The 14590-nt window shown below is 64.7% G+C and carries 14 protein-coding genes and 1 pseudogene; 4 read left to right on the forward strand and 11 right to left on the reverse strand.

The window, feature by feature from the left end; all coding sequences use genetic code 11:
* Positions 1-65 precede the first annotated feature (65 nt).
* Positions 66-1160: a 3-ketosteroid-9-alpha-monooxygenase, oxygenase component gene (locus MRAB57_RS00560; RefSeq protein ID WP_077090299.1), complete on the forward strand. Its 1095-nt coding sequence runs from the start codon at positions 66-68 to the stop codon at positions 1158-1160.
* Here MRAB57_RS00560 and MRAB57_RS00565 read toward each other — a convergent pair.
* From MRAB57_RS00565 to MRAB57_RS00585, 5 genes are read right to left on the reverse strand one after another with little or no spacing between them, the layout of a single operon-like run.
* Complete coding sequence (locus tag MRAB57_RS00565; protein ID WP_077085829.1) at positions 1157-2359, reverse strand: cytochrome P450; 1203 nt, start codon at positions 2357-2359, stop codon at positions 1157-1159. The genes MRAB57_RS00560 and MRAB57_RS00565 overlap by 4 nt on opposite strands.
* An 11-nt stretch (positions 2360-2370) precedes the next feature.
* Entirely contained in the window at positions 2371-3249 is an 879-nt protein-coding gene (locus tag MRAB57_RS00570) for a TIGR03619 family F420-dependent LLM class oxidoreductase (protein ID WP_077085830.1), read from the reverse strand.
* On the reverse strand, positions 3246-4076 hold the full coding sequence (locus MRAB57_RS00575) for a TauD/TfdA dioxygenase family protein (RefSeq protein WP_077085831.1): 831 nt from the start codon (positions 4074-4076) through the stop codon (positions 3246-3248). Before MRAB57_RS00575 ends, MRAB57_RS00570 begins: the two co-directional genes overlap by 4 nt.
* A 4-nt stretch (positions 4077-4080) precedes the next feature.
* A complete protein-coding gene (locus MRAB57_RS00580) occupies positions 4081-4404 on the reverse strand; it encodes a hypothetical protein (protein ID WP_077085832.1) in 324 nt (107 codons plus the stop codon).
* Positions 4401-5687 (reverse strand): aromatic ring-hydroxylating oxygenase subunit alpha, encoded by a 1287-nt coding sequence (locus MRAB57_RS00585; RefSeq protein WP_077085833.1) that lies wholly within the window; start codon positions 5685-5687, stop codon positions 4401-4403. Before MRAB57_RS00585 ends, MRAB57_RS00580 begins: the two co-directional genes overlap by 4 nt.
* Before the next feature lie 102 nt (positions 5688-5789).
* Here MRAB57_RS00585 and MRAB57_RS00590 point away from each other — a divergent pair, with 102 nt between their 5' ends.
* Positions 5790-6713: a LysR family transcriptional regulator gene (locus MRAB57_RS00590; protein ID WP_077085834.1), complete on the forward strand. Its 924-nt coding sequence runs from the start codon at positions 5790-5792 to the stop codon at positions 6711-6713.
* Between the two features lie 21 nt (positions 6714-6734).
* On the opposite strand, the gene MRAB57_RS00595 is transcribed toward MRAB57_RS00590, so the two are convergent.
* The gene (locus MRAB57_RS00595) at positions 6735-8153 is read right to left on the reverse strand and encodes an SDR family NAD(P)-dependent oxidoreductase (protein ID WP_077085835.1); all 1419 of its coding nucleotides are present in this window, start codon (positions 8151-8153) and stop codon (positions 6735-6737) included.
* Positions 8154-8197: 44 nt separating this feature from the next.
* Positions 8198-8459: pseudogene (locus MRAB57_RS29480) on the reverse strand (CAP domain-containing protein); the annotation flags it as partial.
* 255 nt (positions 8460-8714) lie between these two features.
* Here MRAB57_RS29480 and MRAB57_RS00605 point away from each other — a divergent pair.
* Positions 8715-9878, forward strand: a complete 1164-nt coding sequence (locus tag MRAB57_RS00605) for an NDMA-dependent alcohol dehydrogenase (protein WP_077085836.1) — start codon at positions 8715-8717, stop codon at positions 9876-9878.
* Positions 9879-9889: 11 nt separating this feature from the next.
* The gene (locus MRAB57_RS00610; protein ID WP_077085837.1) at positions 9890-10879 is read left to right on the forward strand and encodes a hypothetical protein; all 990 of its coding nucleotides are present in this window, start codon (positions 9890-9892) and stop codon (positions 10877-10879) included.
* 27 nt (positions 10880-10906) lie between these two features.
* Here MRAB57_RS00610 and MRAB57_RS00615 read toward each other — a convergent pair whose 3' ends face one another.
* From MRAB57_RS00615 to MRAB57_RS00630, 4 genes are read right to left on the reverse strand one after another with little or no spacing between them, the layout of a single operon-like run.
* Positions 10907-11671 (reverse strand): SDR family NAD(P)-dependent oxidoreductase, encoded by a 765-nt coding sequence (locus tag MRAB57_RS00615; RefSeq protein ID WP_077085838.1) that lies wholly within the window; start codon positions 11669-11671, stop codon positions 10907-10909.
* On the reverse strand, positions 11668-12699 hold the full coding sequence (locus MRAB57_RS00620; RefSeq protein ID WP_077085839.1) for a phosphotransferase family protein: 1032 nt from the start codon (positions 12697-12699) through the stop codon (positions 11668-11670). The genes MRAB57_RS00615 and MRAB57_RS00620 overlap by 4 nt, the downstream gene beginning before the upstream one ends.
* Complete coding sequence (locus MRAB57_RS00625) at positions 12696-13286, reverse strand: TetR family transcriptional regulator (protein ID WP_157900541.1); 591 nt, start codon at positions 13284-13286, stop codon at positions 12696-12698. The genes MRAB57_RS00620 and MRAB57_RS00625 overlap by 4 nt, the downstream gene beginning before the upstream one ends.
* A complete protein-coding gene (locus MRAB57_RS00630; RefSeq protein ID WP_077085841.1) occupies positions 13276-14577 on the reverse strand; it encodes an acyl-CoA dehydrogenase family protein in 1302 nt (433 codons plus the stop codon). Before MRAB57_RS00630 ends, MRAB57_RS00625 begins: the two co-directional genes overlap by 11 nt.
* Positions 14578-14590: the final 13 nt, after the last annotated feature.

Raw genomic sequence — 14590 nt, forward strand, 5'->3', positions numbered from 1 at the left:
ATTGAGGAGGTAGGGCCGTGGTCGCGGTCGACAACGACATTCGTGACATCGATACGGGTTCACCCATGACGCGCTTTGCGCGCGGATGGCACTGCATCGGTCTGGCCGAGAACTTCCGCGACGGGCAACCGCACGGCATCGACGCGTTTGGCTCCCGCCTCGTCGTGTTCGCCGACTCCGCCGGTGACCTGCACGTCCTGGACGGCTATTGCCGGCACATGGGTGGCGACCTGTCTCAGGGCACCATCAAGGGCGACTCGGTTGCCTGCCCGTTCCACGACTGGCGCTGGCAGGGCTCCACCGGCCGCTGCTCCCTGGTGCCCTACGCGAAGCGCACACCGCGGCTGGCCCGTACGCGGCGCTGGCCGACCAGCGAGGTCAACGGCCAACTCCTGGTCTGGCACGACCCCGAGGGCTCCGCACCCCCACCCGAACTGCTCCCGCCCACCATCGACGGCTACGACGAAGGCACCTGGTCGCCGTGGTCGTGGAACTCGATCCTCATCGAGGGAGCGCACTGCCGCGAGATCGTCGACAACAACGTCGACATGGCGCACTTCTTCTACATCCACCACGCCTACCCCACGTTCTTCAAGAACATCATCGAAGGCCACACCGCGACGCAGCTCATGGAGTCCAAGGCGCGGCCCGACACCACGAAGAACTACGAGAACCTCTGGGAGGGAAGCAAACTTCGCTCCGAGGCGACGTACTTCGGGCCCGCGTACATGATCAACTGGCTGCACAACGACGTGGCGCCGGAATTCACCCTCGAGGTGGCGCTGATCAACTGCCATTACCCCGTCACCCACAACTCGTTCGTGCTGCAGTGGGGCGTCGCGGTCCAGGAGATCCCCGGCCTACCCGCCGACAAGGCGGCCAAGCTCGCCGGGACGATGAGCCGCACCTTCGGCGAGGGCTTCCTCGAGGACGTTGAAATCTGGAAACACAAGACGCGCATCGACAATCCGTTGCTCACCGAAGAGGACGGCGCCGTCTACCAGCACCGCCGGTGGTACGAGCAGTTTTACGTCGACGTCGCCGACGTCACCCCGGACATGACCGATCGCTTCGAAATCGAGGTCAGCACCGTCCACGCCAACGACTTCTGGCACCGGGAAGTCGCCGACAACCTGTTGCAGGCCGCACAAGTCACCTAGACATGCGCCGGCATGCTGTCCCAGCCACGCACGGCTGAGGACGACGAGAAGACGGCCGCGTCGAGGTCGACTTCCCACTCGGGAAATCGAGTCATGATCTCGTCCAACGCAATTCGTCCCTCAATCCGGGCGAGCGCATTGCCAAGGCAGTAGTGGGCGCCCACGCCGAACGTCAGGTGCTGACGCGCCACCCGCGTCACGTCGAAGGCTTCCGCATCCTCGCCGAACCGCCGTTCGTCGCGGTTGGCGGCGCCGATCAACGTCAGCATCGCACTTCCCGCGGGCACGGTCGTGCCGTGGAGTTCGATGTCGCGGGTGACGTACCGCGCCGCCTGCAACGCGGGCGGCTCGAAACGCAGTAGCTCCTCGATGGCGCCGGGCAGCAGCGATCGGTCGTCGACCAACTGGCGACGCTGGTCCGGATGCTCGGACAGCAACTTGCCCGACCAGCCGATCAGCCGGGTCGTCGTCTCCGAGCCCGCGACGGCAACGACTTTCATGAACATCAGCAGCTCGTCGCGGTGCAGCTTTCGGGTGACGCCCTTCTCGTCCACGAACTCGGCGTTGAGAAGCTCGGTGGTGAGGTCGTCGGCGGGATGACTTGTGCGCCAGTCGATGAAATCGGCGAAGACCTCCCCATCGGCGAGCTTGGCGTCGGTGTTGTCGGTCATGCGTCCGCCGCGCTTGGTCCGCACGAATTTCTCGCCGTCCTGCTGGACCCGGTGCTGGTAGTCCTCGGGGATCCCGAACAGCATGCCCACCACACGCATCGGCATGATCGCGCCGAGATCCGTGACGAAGTCCACCCGATCGCCGCCGACCAGCGGATCCAGGCACCGTTGCGTGAACTCCCGGATCATCGGCTCGAGGGCGTTGATCTTGCGCGGCGTGAAGGCGCGCGAGAGCAAGCTGCGGTGGATGTCGTGCACCGGTGGGTCTTCGAAAATCAGCAGCCCCGGCGGGATTTCGATGTCTGCCTTGATGATTTCCAGCACTACCCCGCGCGCGGAGCTGAACGTCTGGTGGTCCACCAGCGCCCGGTTGACGTCATCGAACCGGCTCAGCGCGTAGAAGTCGTGCTCGGCGTTGTAGTACAGCGGCGCGTTTTCACGGATGCGCCGGAACATGGGATACGGGTCGGCGTTGAGGTCGACGTCCCACGGGTCGTAGTAGAGATCGTCGGCGGTCCTGGTGGTCATAGGATTCCTGTCTACTGCGTCCGCGCGTCCGCGCCGAAGGTTTCACGATGCAGTTCGATCAAAGCGTGGAGTTGTTCGAGGTAGTGCTCCAGCGAATGGTGAACGAACCGGGCCGACAGCATGGTGGTGCCGCCATCTGCTAACTCCCGCAACGTGTCCTGGGTCGCTTCGGGATTCCCGGCCGGGTCGAGCGGTTGCTCCGCGGGCATGACGACCTCGAAGTCCGGCGGTAGTTCGAACCGCGCCAGCCAGTCGGCGGCGGTTTGGATCGACACGTAGTACGGGCACCAACCGTCGGCGAGGGTGACCGCCCGCCGCAGCGAACGCCGGGTACGCCCGCCGACCCAGATCGGCATGTGCGGCTGCACCGCACACGGATCCACGGTCAGGCCGCCGAACGAGTAGAACTCACCTTGGTACGCGGGCTCGTTGCTCGGCAGCGCCGAGCGCAGCGCCTTCAGGGCGTCGTCGCCGCGGGCGCCGCGGTCGTCGAACGGCGCGCCCAGCAAGTCGAACTCGTCCTTCAGCGAGCCGACGCCGACACCGAGGATCACCCGCCCAGCGCTGACGTGATCGAGGGTGCCGTATCGCTTCACGATGGCCAGCGGGTGGTGGTATCCCAGCACCAACGTCATGGTGGCGAAGCGAATCCGCTTGGTGCGCCCCGCAACATAACCGAACGTGGCCAGTGGATCCCAGTAGCGTGCACCGCGCCGCCCGGATTCGGTCGAGGGCATGCCGATGTGCTCGCTGCAGGTCATGTGGTGATAGCCGAGCCGATCGGCTACCTCCGCGACCCGGCCGATGTCCTCGATGCCGGCGTCCTTCTCCCACTCCAGGGGGGCTCCGGCGACGTTGGTGACGACCGGGGTGGCGATGCCAAGCTTCACTGCATCGGCTCTTCACCCGCCAGAATCGTTCGGTGCATGAGCCGGCCGCTGTCCACCGCGTACGGCAGTACCCGATGCATGGTCCCGGTGTTGTCCCAGACGAGCAGATCACCGGGCTGCCACTGGTGCTGATACACGTACTGCGGCTGGGTGGCCCAATCACGAAGCCGGGCAAGCAAAGCGCGGCTTTCCTCGACCGGCAATCCGACGACGTAGTCCGACGTCGCGCCCAGGAGCAGCGACTTGCGGCCCGATTGATGCGTCCACACGATGGGGCAGGCCTTGGTTGCCGACTTCTGCCAGAACGCCACCTCGTCGTAGCTCATCTCCGGGGTGACGTAGTACTGCGAGCGCTCCGCGCTGTGCACGACGCGCAGCTCGGATATCGCCTCCTTGTCGGCGTCCGGAAGATCCTCGTAGGCCGCGTAGGTGTTGCAGAACTCGGTCTGCCCCCCGGCCTCGGAGAGCCGCACCGCACGCAGCAGCGTGGCCAGATTCGGCAGTGGCTGCAGGGAACCGTCGAAGTGCCAGAACATCGAGCCCTGAAGGTATTTGGCACGCTGATTGACCTTCTCGTCCAGCGAGATCTTGTTGATGCCGCCCTGGCCCTCGTTCGCGACGAGCGTGCCGAGGGTCTTGGCGATGGCGACCTGCTCGTCGTCGCCGATGTCCAATCCACGGAAGAACACCACACCGCGCTGCTCGAGAACCTCACGGATGGTCGACGCCTCCCGCCCGCTGAGCAGCGTGTCGAGGTCGGTCCTGATCTCGCTGCCGATGCTCGGTGTGAGGTCGACGATTTCCAGCTGTGCGGATCCAATTCCCATGGCCCTAGCTCACTCTCGTGAGGATGGTGCTGGCCGAATGCTTCACCCGCGGCTGCTTCCACAGCTCGACCGCCAGGGAGACCGTGATCAGCGAGTAGAGCAGGTTGCGCAGATTCGCGACGTCATCGGGCAGCGGCTCGGAGTAATCGAACTTGTCGATGTAGGCGACGGCTTCTTCCGCATGCGGAAACACCTCGTCGTAGAAGGCCCGGATCTGCTCCATGGAGCTGTTGACGCGTTTGACGTAGCGGTCGTGACCGTCCTCGATCGCCCAGTCGGGCACCAGGTGCTCCAGCTGCGAAAACTCCGGCGGCAGAACAGTACTCATCGAATGCCCGCCTTCGCGGCTTCGCCGGCTTCGACGTAGTCGCCGACCACCTTGTGCAAATGGCGCAGCAGGATCTCCTCGTCGTTCATCGTAAAGTGCGTCAGGGCGCCGCTGTTGAGCATCGCCTGCAGGCCCTCCGACGGGCTCGCGTCTTCGAGGATGATGTCGTTGAGGAACGTCACGGTGAGCTCCTGACCGAGCCGCTCCTTATGCGTCTTCGGCGGCTGATGGAACATCTCGACCTCGAACACGTGCGAGTGCGGGCCCGTCGGCCAATGCGTGTGCGTGCTGAAACCGGACGAGCCGAAAATGATGACGAAATTGGGAAAGAACTGGAACGAGTCGAAGCCGTACTTCTCCGAGCGCGTGGGATTGATCCCCGGCGGCATCGGTCCCCGGTCGGCCTTTTTGTTCCAGGGGCCGGCCGCGCTGGCCTCCATCACGCATTCAATGGGCTTGGAGTACGGCGTTTTCTGGGACGGCTCACCGGAGAACGAGAACATCCGGTGCGGGCCGCTGAGTTGATAGGCCAGCGCGTCGGTGAACGGATTCGGCTGGTCGAACGCGTCCCTGGCCTCCGCGGTCAGCGCGCCGAACGACGACGCGTGCAGATACGGGCCGTGGTAACTCTCGGCGAAGCTGTCGACGAAAATCTTCCAGTTGCACTGCAATTCGGCCGAGAACTTGTAGACCTGGTGCGGCCCGTCGAACGGATAGCCCTCGATGCCATGGGCCAGCTCGCCGAGGAAGGAGCGCAGCGGCTCGGTGTTGTCGGGGTTGAGGTTGATGAAGATGAAGCCTTCCCACACCTCGCACTGCACCGCGGGCACCCGGCAGCTGTCGGCGTCGAAATCCAGCAGCAAGTCTTTGCGCGTCGGCGCGTGCAGCGAGCCGTCCAACTTGTAGCGCCAACCGTGGAAACGGCAGTACAGCAACGGCGCCCGGCCGGACACCTCCTGGAAGGGATCGTCCTCCCAGAGCATCTTGTTGCCGCGGTGCGGACAGATGTTGTGGAAGGCGCGGATCACGTCGTCCTTGCCGCGCACGATGATGATCGAGGTGTTGAGGAACCTCAGCTCGCGGGTGAAGTAACTGCCCGACTTCGGCACTCGCTCGACCCGTCCGACGTAGAGCCACGTCTTCTTGAAGACGTGTTCGCGTTCCTTCTCGTAGAACTCTTCGGACACGCAATCTTCAAGCGACACCGGGCCGCGGCCGAGTTCGGGATATGCGTCGGTCCAGTGCCCGTTGAGGGGCTTGGCGACGGTGATGGGCTGATTCATCCCCGTTTACCTCCTACGTGGTGCGGCCGACGCTAGCAGCTGCGGAAACACTCAATAAGGTGTACGAACGCAACACCCTGTTGCATACTTGGAACACTGCCCATGGAACAGAATCTGCCCTTTGACCTCGGTGCCCTGCTGGTTTTCGGCAAGGTGGTGGACTGCCGCAGCATCTCGAAGGCGGCGACGTCGCTCGGCATGCCCAAATCCACCGTCAGCCGCAAGCTGACCAGGCTGGAGTCCGACCTCGGCATCAAGCTGCTGCGCAGGAACACCCACCAGCTGACGGTCACCGATCTCGGCGAGCAGATCTACGACCACGCGATGAACATTTTGACCGAGGCCAATGGCGTACGCGCCCTGGTCGAGGGCAGCAAGCAGGAACCGCAGGGCGAATTGCGGGTCGCGATACCGGTGAGCCTCGGCATCGACTACGCGTCCCGGGTCGGGGCCACCTTCCTTCAGCGTTATCCGCACTCGCGCTTGGACATTCGACTGGTGGACAACATGGTCCACCCGATCAAAGACGGATTCGACGTGGTGTTCGGGCCCGGACCGCTGCAGGATTCGACACTGATCGCGCGGAAGGTCTTCGACCTGAACCTGTTCCTCTGCGCCTCAACCGAATTCGTGGGTCAACTGCCGGGTCCGCTCACCGATCCTGCGCAGCTGAACAACCTCCCGTTTATCGACTTCGGCTTCTGCGGACCGCAGAAGCTGGCGGTGACCAGGCGTGAGAGTCGACACGAGCTGTCGCCCCAAGTGCGCGCGCGGGCCAATAACTTTCAGGTGTGCAAGGAGTACATCCTGCAGGGCCTGGGCATCGGCGCCATGCCGACGCAGATCATCTGCACCAACGAGCTGCGCGAGGGCACCATCGTGCCGATCCTCCCCGACTGGGCGGTCGAACCGCTGGCCGTGCACATGATCTACCCCTTCGAGCTCTCCTGCTCCACCCTGATCAGCGCCTTCTACGACACGGCCTGCCAGATCATCGTCGAAAACATTGCTCGGGCCGAGGGTTAGCGGGCTGCGCGCGTTAGCCGCCTACCAATTGCTCGGCGAATAGTCCTTCAGGAAGCAGCCGTTCAGATCTTCGCCGGACTCCCCGCGGACGATCGGGTCATACACACGGGCGGCACCGTCGACGAGGTCGAGCGGGGCGTGGAATCCCTCCTCGGCGAGGCGCAACTTTGTCGGGTGTGGACGCTCATCGGTGATCCAGCCCGTATCGACCGCAGTCATGAGAATGCCGTCCTGCTCTAACATTTCGCCGGCGCTGGTGCGGGTGAGCATGTTCAGTGCGGCCTTCGCCATGTTGGTGTGCGGATGCCCTGGGCCCTTGTACTTGCGGCTGAACTGCCCCTCCATTGCCGACACATTCACGACGTACTTGCGGCGGGCCGGTGCGGCGGCCATCGCCGGGCGCAGGCGGCTCACCAGAATGAACGGCGCGGTCTGGTTGCACAGCTGGACCTCGAGCAGTTCCATCGCGTCGACCTCGTGCACGCGTTGGGTCCAACTGTTGATGGGCGCGGTATCGGGCAGCAGGCCACCCGCGTCTATGGCGGTGCCCGCGGCGATCCGATCCGGTGAGGCGCTCCGGGCGGCGAGAGCCAATTCAGTTACGGCGTGCGGGGTTTGGTGTTCCGCAAGGCTCCCGGCAAGTGCCGCGGGATGGGCGTCGCTGACGTGGTCGAAGGTGATCACGTCAGCGAGTCCCGGCGCCGGGGTGCGCTCCGCCTCGACGAGCGCCGCGTAGGAGCCGGGAGCGCGGCGCACGGTTTGGGCGGCGTTGTTAATCAGGATGTCGAGCGGGCCCTGCGCGGCCACCGTGTCCGCAAGCGCGACGACCTGAGCTGGGTCGCGCAGGTCGATGCCCACGATGCGTAGCCGGTGCAGCCAGTCAGCGCTGTCCGGCATTCCGGCGAAGCGGCGCACAGCGTCGTTCGGAAAGCGGGTGGTGATGGTGGTGTGGGCGCCGTCGCGGAGCAGGCGCAGCGCGATGTACATGCCGATCTTGGCGCGGCCACCGGTCAGCAGGGCGCTCCTACCGGTCAGGTCGGTGCGAGCGTCGCGCTTGGCACGGTTGAGCGCGGCGCAACCCGGGCAGAGTTGGTGGTAAAAGGCATCGACCACCGTGTAGTGCTTCTTGCAGATGTAGCACGCGCGGGACCGGAGCAAGGTGCCCGCGGAGGCACCAACCGTAGTGGACACCAGCGGCAGGCCTTGGGTCTCGTCGTCGATGCGGCCAGGTGCGCCGGTGGCGGTAGCAGCGACAACGGCGCGGTCGGCGGCCGCCACCGCGTCGCGCTTGGCATCGCGGCGAGCCTTCCTGACGGACTTGAAGATGCCCGCGGTGGCCCGGCGCACCGCGACGGCGTCAGGATGCTCGGGGGGCAACGACTCGATGTCTGCCAGCACCTGTAGGCAGACATCGAGCTTCTGCGGATCGATCGCGTTCACGTTGGAAGAGTACGGCGTTATTCATGTACCGAGGCTTGATGGCGTCAAGCAGCGAAGTCGCCGACGATGGTCATTTTGTTGCCGTCAGAGGCGCCGGCGAGCCGGCGGCGGTGTATGCGCAGTTCAGGATGATCGCGCGGGGTGGCGGACTTTGCATCCACAAGTCCAGCGCTTCGCTCGTATTCGCAGCGGATCCAGTGCCCCAGAAGACGACCTCACCGCCGTGGGGGCCGAACCGATGTGACCGTTGACACCGTGCTCCAGCATGTCGTTGGCGTGGCGCTGCGCGGCTTCGGTCAACGTGGGTCGTCGCCGATCGCCTATGGATACCTCTAGATCTTTCGATGCGATCTGGCGAGACCAGGGGCAGTAGTGGGCGCCAGCGATGATGAATTCGCGCAGTTCAACCACGATACGTCTCGGTTCGATCGGCGCTGCGCCGGCCGCGGCGGTGCCCTGCGAACCGCCAGCCGACATGCGCGCGGGGTTTACAAGAAATACCTCTAGAGGATTAAATGTGGCGAGCAGATCGCCCTAACTGTCTGAACAGGAAAGGGAATCATGAAGTCACACGCCGCGGTGCTGCATGGTGTCGGCCAGGACTGGCAGATCGAAACGATTGACCTGGACCCGCCACGTGCGGGTGAGGTGCTGGTGAGAATGGCGGTCGCGGGCGTCTGCCACTCTGACGACCACTTCGCCACCGGCGACAGCGTTCCCGACGACAACCTGATCGCCTTGATCGAAGCCGCCGGAATGCCCATGCCGGAATGGTTTCCACTGCTGGGCGGGCACGAGGGCGCCGGTGTCGTCGAGGAGGTGGGCCCGGGCGTGACATCGCTGGCGCCGGGCGACCATGTCGCGGTGTCGTTCATCCCGTCGTGCGGCACATGCCGATGGTGTGCGACGGGCGCTACGTACCTGTGCGACGTCGGGGGGCAGGTGTTCAGCAAGAACATGATCACTGACGGCACCCCCAGGCGCCACCTGGGCAACCAGGATTTGATGGCGCTCATGCAAGTCGGCACTTTCTCCGAGTACGTCGTTGCTTCCGAGCGATCCTTCATCAAGGTCCACGACTGGATCCCGCTCGAGGCGGCTTCGCTCGTATCTTGCGGGGTAACAACGGGTTTCGGGTCCGGTAGCGTCAGCTCCGGCGCTAAGCCCGGCGACACCGTCGTGGTGATCGGGACCGGTGGCGTCGGCATGAATGCGGTACAGGGAGCGCGCGCCGCGGGTGCCAAGTACGTGATCGCGGTCGACCCAGTCGATTTCAAGCGAGAGATCGCGCCATCCTTCGGCGCCACCCATACGGTCGGTGATGCCGCCGCGGCGCTCGGCCTGGTCAAGGAGATCACCTGGGGCACGATGGCCGATGCGGTGATTCTGACGGTGGGCGTGCTGAAACCCGATTTGATTCCACTGGCATTGATGATGACTCGCAAAGGGGGCACCTGTGTGGTCACGGCGATGACCCCACTCTCGGAAATGTCGGTGCCACTGATTCTTTCGGACTTCGTCAACTCAAGCAAGACGCTGAAGGGATCGCTATATGGGGAGATGAATGCCCGCGCGAGCATGCCGATGCTGCTGTCGATGTACGAAGCCGGCACTCTCAAGCTCGATGAGCTCGTCACACGCCGCTACCGACTCGACGAAATCAACGACGCCATCAAGCATCTGCGCGAGGGAAGCAATATCCGAGGCATCATCGACTTCACGTGACAAGAGGTGACATGGCAGACCAGATCAACTTCGAGGTGCGGATACAGGCCCCCACACTCGATCACTATCGGCGCGAGTGGGTGCCTGGGCCCGGCGTGGGTCCGGCCGGTATGTGGATCGGCGCGGTGGTGGCGGATGCATCCGGGCGGGACTACTGGGGGCTGCGGGGTGCTGATGACTTTCTCGTCGGGATGACGCACGTTGTCTCGCCGATCACCGGGTTCAAAAAACTACCGGCCTCCTTCAACCCCGAACCACCACATCTGTTTCCGGAGTACTCGACCATCGACTGGTTCAAGCCCATGGAGTACCACGACAGCGGTGACAAAGTGTCGTTGGAGTATTACAGCGGCCGCATCGAGCGCGACGACGGCTTCCATTGGTACGACGCCAGCGGGCGCTGGGAGATGCACGGCAAAAACGTCACCGATGTGTTCACCGTGCATGTTCCGGCGCAGGACGGGATCGAAGACGAGGTCTACTACCGGCATGAATTGATGGCCGCCACCGGCGTCATCGACGGCATCGAGGTGTCCGGATACCTGCACCAGGATTACGCGTATGGCCCACCCGGAACGGTGTATCCCGAACTGCCGATTGCCCGTCGGCTGCAGGGGATGTGGGTGTCATGGCTGCACCAAAATCCCGACGGTCAGTGGGGCGGCGGCTGCTTCTGGCAGGGGCGCGACGGGCTGAGTTTCGGGCCGGGATACCAACTGAAGGAAGGCATTACGACGGCCCACGACGACATCGTGGCGACACCGACATTCAACGACGAGGGCAAGCTGACCAGGTTGGCCGCATCAATCGGCTCCGACTCCTATTCCTTCGAGTTCGATACCTCAGGCAGCTACATTCATTTCTTCGGCCGGCTCGTCGACAGCTCGTCAGGCAAGCAACCGTCACGAAGTTGGTGCTGGGTCGAATACGCCGGCGGCATGCTGACCCCGGAGCTCCTTGACCTTATGCTGCAGCGCTTCCGTCTCGCGCGAGGTCGCTGACGCTCTGCCCAAATCAAGGACAGTGCGTCATATAGCTACGCCCCCGTCAATGGTCATCAGTGACCCGGTGGTGTAGCTCGAAGCGTCGGACAACAGATACACCACGGCGCCGACGATTTCTTCCGGGCGCCCGACGCGATCCAGTGCGATGGGTCGCAGGATGTCAGGCAGTAGGGCGGGGTCGCGCACGAAGCCCGAAGCGGCGTCGGTGTCAAAGGTCCCGCAAATGATTCCGTTGACCCGAACACCGGCTGGCGCGTACTCGAGAGCGGTCGCGGTCGTCAACGCGTTCAATCCCGCCTTGGCCGCCGCGTAAACGGTGGTGACCGGGGTGGGTCTCACCGACGCGAGCGAGCTGATGTTGACGATCGATCCGCCGCCGGTGCGAGCCATGGCCGTCGCGGCTAGCGCGGTCAGGCGCGTCGGACCCTTGAGATTGACACCGATCACCTTGTCGAACAACGTCTCTGAGGTTTCCAGCAGCGATGGGGCCACCGGACTCATCCCGGCGTTGTTCACCAGGCAGTCCAGCCGGCCCCATCGCTGCGCGGCGGCATCGACGACAGCGTCCAGCGTCTCCCAGTAACCGACATGGCACTCCAGCGGGTGAGCCTGACCGCCCGCGTCGGTGATACGCGCGGCAAGTTGTTGGCACGCAGCGAGTTTCCGGCTGGCGATGATCACCCGCGCCCCGCGCTGCGCGAGACCGAGGCTCATGGCTGCGCCCAGCCCGCGGCTCCCCCCGGTGATCAGGACCACGCGATCGCTGACATCGAACAGTGGATCGCTCATTGCGCGAACCTCCCGGCACGGACGAGGAGTTGGTCGGCGATGGGCCCGAAAACCTCGTGCAGCGGGTTGCGGGATTCGCCGCGCAGGTACGTCGCGTAGGAACCCTCCAGCACGATGGCGAGCTTCCAGGCGCTGAACGCCTGATACCAACCGAATCGGGAGAGGTCACGCCCGGTCGCGGCGGCATAGCGGTTCACCAATTCCGAAGGTGGCTGGCAGGATTCGGGCGCCATGCCGTCGGGAGTGCCGGGGGCGGCCAGGGCGATGGCGTTGCCGTCCTCGGGCCAGAAGATCATGGCCCACGCCAGGTCGATGAGGGGGTCGCCAACGGTGGTCATCTCAAAGTCGACGACGCAGGCGACCTTCGGCGGCGCTGCCGGCGCCCAGATCAGGTTGTCCACCTTGTAGTCGCCGTGCATGACGGTCAGCTCGCCGTGCGCGGGCACGTTCGTCCGCAGCCAGCGCGCGATGTCGTCGACGCCGGCGAGGTCGCGGACCCGGTAGCTGTCGAGTTGGGTCAACCAGCGATCGACCTGCCGATCCAAAAACCCGGCCGGACGCGATATCTCGGCGAGTACCGTCTTGGTCCAGTCGACGGCATGGAGGTCGACGAGCGTGTCGATGAGTTGCTCGCCGATCAGGCGCTGCGAGCTGGGGTCGTCGCGCAGTGGCGGTGGCAGCCCGTTGCGGCGAATCACGCCGCCGTCGACAAAGGACATCACGAAGAACGGGGCCCCGAGCACGGTGGCATCGTCGCTCCACGCCAGCACTTGCGGCACCGGAACACGCTGCGCGGCAAGCGAGTCCATGATCTTCGCCTCGCGAATGACCTGATGGGCGGTGTTCGACACCGCCGCCCGCGGGGCCCGACGCACCACCCACGATTCACCGAGCCGATCGACGCGGAACATCTCGCAGCTGCCGCCGCCGCGAATCGGGCTCACCTCGAGGTCGGCATGTTCGCCGGTTCTCTCCGACAACCATTCGGCGAAGCGGGGAACGTCGAAATCGACCGGCGGCGGGCTCACCGCATTCCCTCGTCGCGTTCGATGCCATCGATGAGGTAGCCGATGTGGGCGGTGAACAATTCGTCGATCTCTTCGGAAGTCACGCCCGACGGGTCGCTGCCGGCCAGCCGGCTGGGGCGTCGCGACGATGCGGCCGGCGGTGAGTGATCCATGGCGATGAAGCCCACGGTCGCCCACGTCAGCAGCCGGCACGCGCGAACCGCTGCGTCCGTGGACATTCCGTCGCGGCGCATGCAGTTCAGCAGGGGCTTGGTCGCCTCCAGGTAGGTCGGCCGTTTCACTTGCAGGAAGAGCCTGCTATCGGCGGCCTCGGTGAGGCGCTGGCGCATCTGTTGCGTCCAGCGCCGCGCGTAGTCCGGCCACGCTTCGTCGCGCTCCGGGTCGGGCGCCAGGTCGGCAAGGAAATGCTCGGCGATCGCATCCAGAAGCGCATCCTTGTTGCCGATCCGCGCGTAAACCGGAGGCGGTGTCACCCCCAGCCGACCCGCCACGCTACGCATGCTGACCGCATCCAGGCCGCCCTCGTGCAGGATATCGACTGCGGCGGCGACGATCTGCTCCGAGCTCAGCTGTATCTCACTGGCCATGTACACCCGCTTGCCCACACAGTTCGGACCATTTCCGTTGTGCGGCAGGCCGGCGCGAGGGCAGGTGCTCGGTTGGCCACCCCTCGACGGGCCGGTACTTCTTCAGCACGTGACGCGCCAGCACCGACTTGTGCAACTCGTCGGGGCCGTCGCCGATCGAGCCGAACCGGGTCATGCGGTACCACTGCTCGACGGGCAGATCACCGGAATATCCCAGCGCGCCGCACACTTGGATGGCACGGTCGAGCACCGCCAGCACCACCTTGGACACGTGAGCCTTGACCATGCCGAGTTCGGCACGCACCGCGCTCGCCCCGTCGCGATCCATCTTCCACGCGGTCTGGAACGTCAGCAGCCGTGCGGCCTGAATCTCCATGTGCGACAGAGCGATATAGTCCTGGACCATCTGGTGCTCGCCGAGCAGCCGGCCGTGCGATCGCCGCGACACCGCCCGCTCCCCCATGATGTCCAGGGCACGCTGGGCCTGACCGAGCCACCGCATGGCGTGATGGATGCGGCCGCCGCCTAGCCGCTGCTGCGCCAACCGGAATCCCTCACCTTGGGTTCCGATCAAATGGTCGGCGGGCACACGGCAATCGTGAAACACCACCTCCGCGTGGTTGCCGCGGCGGCCGAACTCGGGATCGGGGTGGGCCATCGTGGGAATCTCGCGCAGGATCTGCATCCCGGGCGTACCCGCCGGCACCACGAAAATCGAGGCGTGCCGGTGCGGACGCCCGGCCGGATCGGTCTCGGCGACGACCAACACGATGTCGGCACACGACGCATTGGTGGTGAACCACTTGTGCCCGTTGATCACCCAGGTATCGCCGTCGAGCACCGCGGTGGTGTCGATGACCGTCGGATCGGCACCCGCCAGGAACGGCTCGGTCAGGGCGAAGGCGCTGGAGATCTCCCCGCGCAGGTTCGGATACAGCCACCGCTGCTTCTGGGCCTCGTCGGCCCCATGAGCGAGCAACTCCATGTTGCCGCTATCGGGCGCCTGGACGCCGAACAACTCCATCGAGACCATGCACCGGCCGATGATCTCCGACATCAGCGCGAGTTTGAGCTGACCGGAACCCGTACCGCCGAGGCTCGGATCGAGGAACATTCCCCACAAGCCCTTGGCCTTTACCCGGTCCTGCAGCATTCGCTTGACCGCCGTCCATTCCGCGGCAGGCAGTTCAGAGAGGATGGGTTCGAGCGGGATGACCTCGGTATCGATGAATTCGCGCATCCACATGAGCTTCTCGTCGAACTCGGGGTCGGTCTCGAAGTCCCACGCCATCGCTCACCTCACG

Source organism: Mycobacterium rhizamassiliense (assembly GCF_900157375.1).
In the GTDB taxonomy this organism is placed as follows: Bacteria; Actinomycetota; Actinomycetes; order Mycobacteriales; family Mycobacteriaceae; genus Mycobacterium; species Mycobacterium rhizamassiliense.

Excerpts from the sequence above, each read along its gene's own strand:
- MRAB57_RS00605 (WP_077085836.1), top strand. The coding sequence starts at position 8,715 with ATGAAGTCACACGCCGCGGTGCTGCATGGTGTCGGCCAGGACTGGCAG.
- MRAB57_RS00625 (WP_157900541.1), bottom strand. The coding sequence starts at position 13,286 with ATGGCCAGTGAGATACAGCTGAGCTCGGAGCAGATCGTCGCCGCCGCA.
- MRAB57_RS00610 (WP_077085837.1), top strand. The coding sequence starts at position 9,890 with ATGGCAGACCAGATCAACTTCGAGGTGCGGATACAGGCCCCCACACTC.
- MRAB57_RS00615 (WP_077085838.1), bottom strand. The coding sequence starts at position 11,671 with ATGAGCGATCCACTGTTCGATGTCAGCGATCGCGTGGTCCTGATCACC.
- MRAB57_RS00560 (WP_077090299.1), top strand. The coding sequence starts at position 66 with ATGACGCGCTTTGCGCGCGGATGGCACTGCATCGGTCTGGCCGAGAAC.
- MRAB57_RS00585 (WP_077085833.1), bottom strand. The coding sequence starts at position 5,687 with ATGAATCAGCCCATCACCGTCGCCAAGCCCCTCAACGGGCACTGGACC.
- MRAB57_RS00565 (WP_077085829.1), bottom strand. The coding sequence starts at position 2,359 with ATGACCACCAGGACCGCCGACGATCTCTACTACGACCCGTGGGACGTC.
- MRAB57_RS00630 (WP_077085841.1), bottom strand. The coding sequence starts at position 14,577 with ATGGCGTGGGACTTCGAGACCGACCCCGAGTTCGACGAGAAGCTCATG.
- MRAB57_RS00575 (WP_077085831.1), bottom strand. The coding sequence starts at position 4,076 with ATGGGAATTGGATCCGCACAGCTGGAAATCGTCGACCTCACACCGAGC.
- MRAB57_RS00590 (WP_077085834.1), top strand. The coding sequence starts at position 5,790 with ATGGAACAGAATCTGCCCTTTGACCTCGGTGCCCTGCTGGTTTTCGGC.
- MRAB57_RS00580 (WP_077085832.1), bottom strand. The coding sequence starts at position 4,404 with ATGAGTACTGTTCTGCCGCCGGAGTTTTCGCAGCTGGAGCACCTGGTG.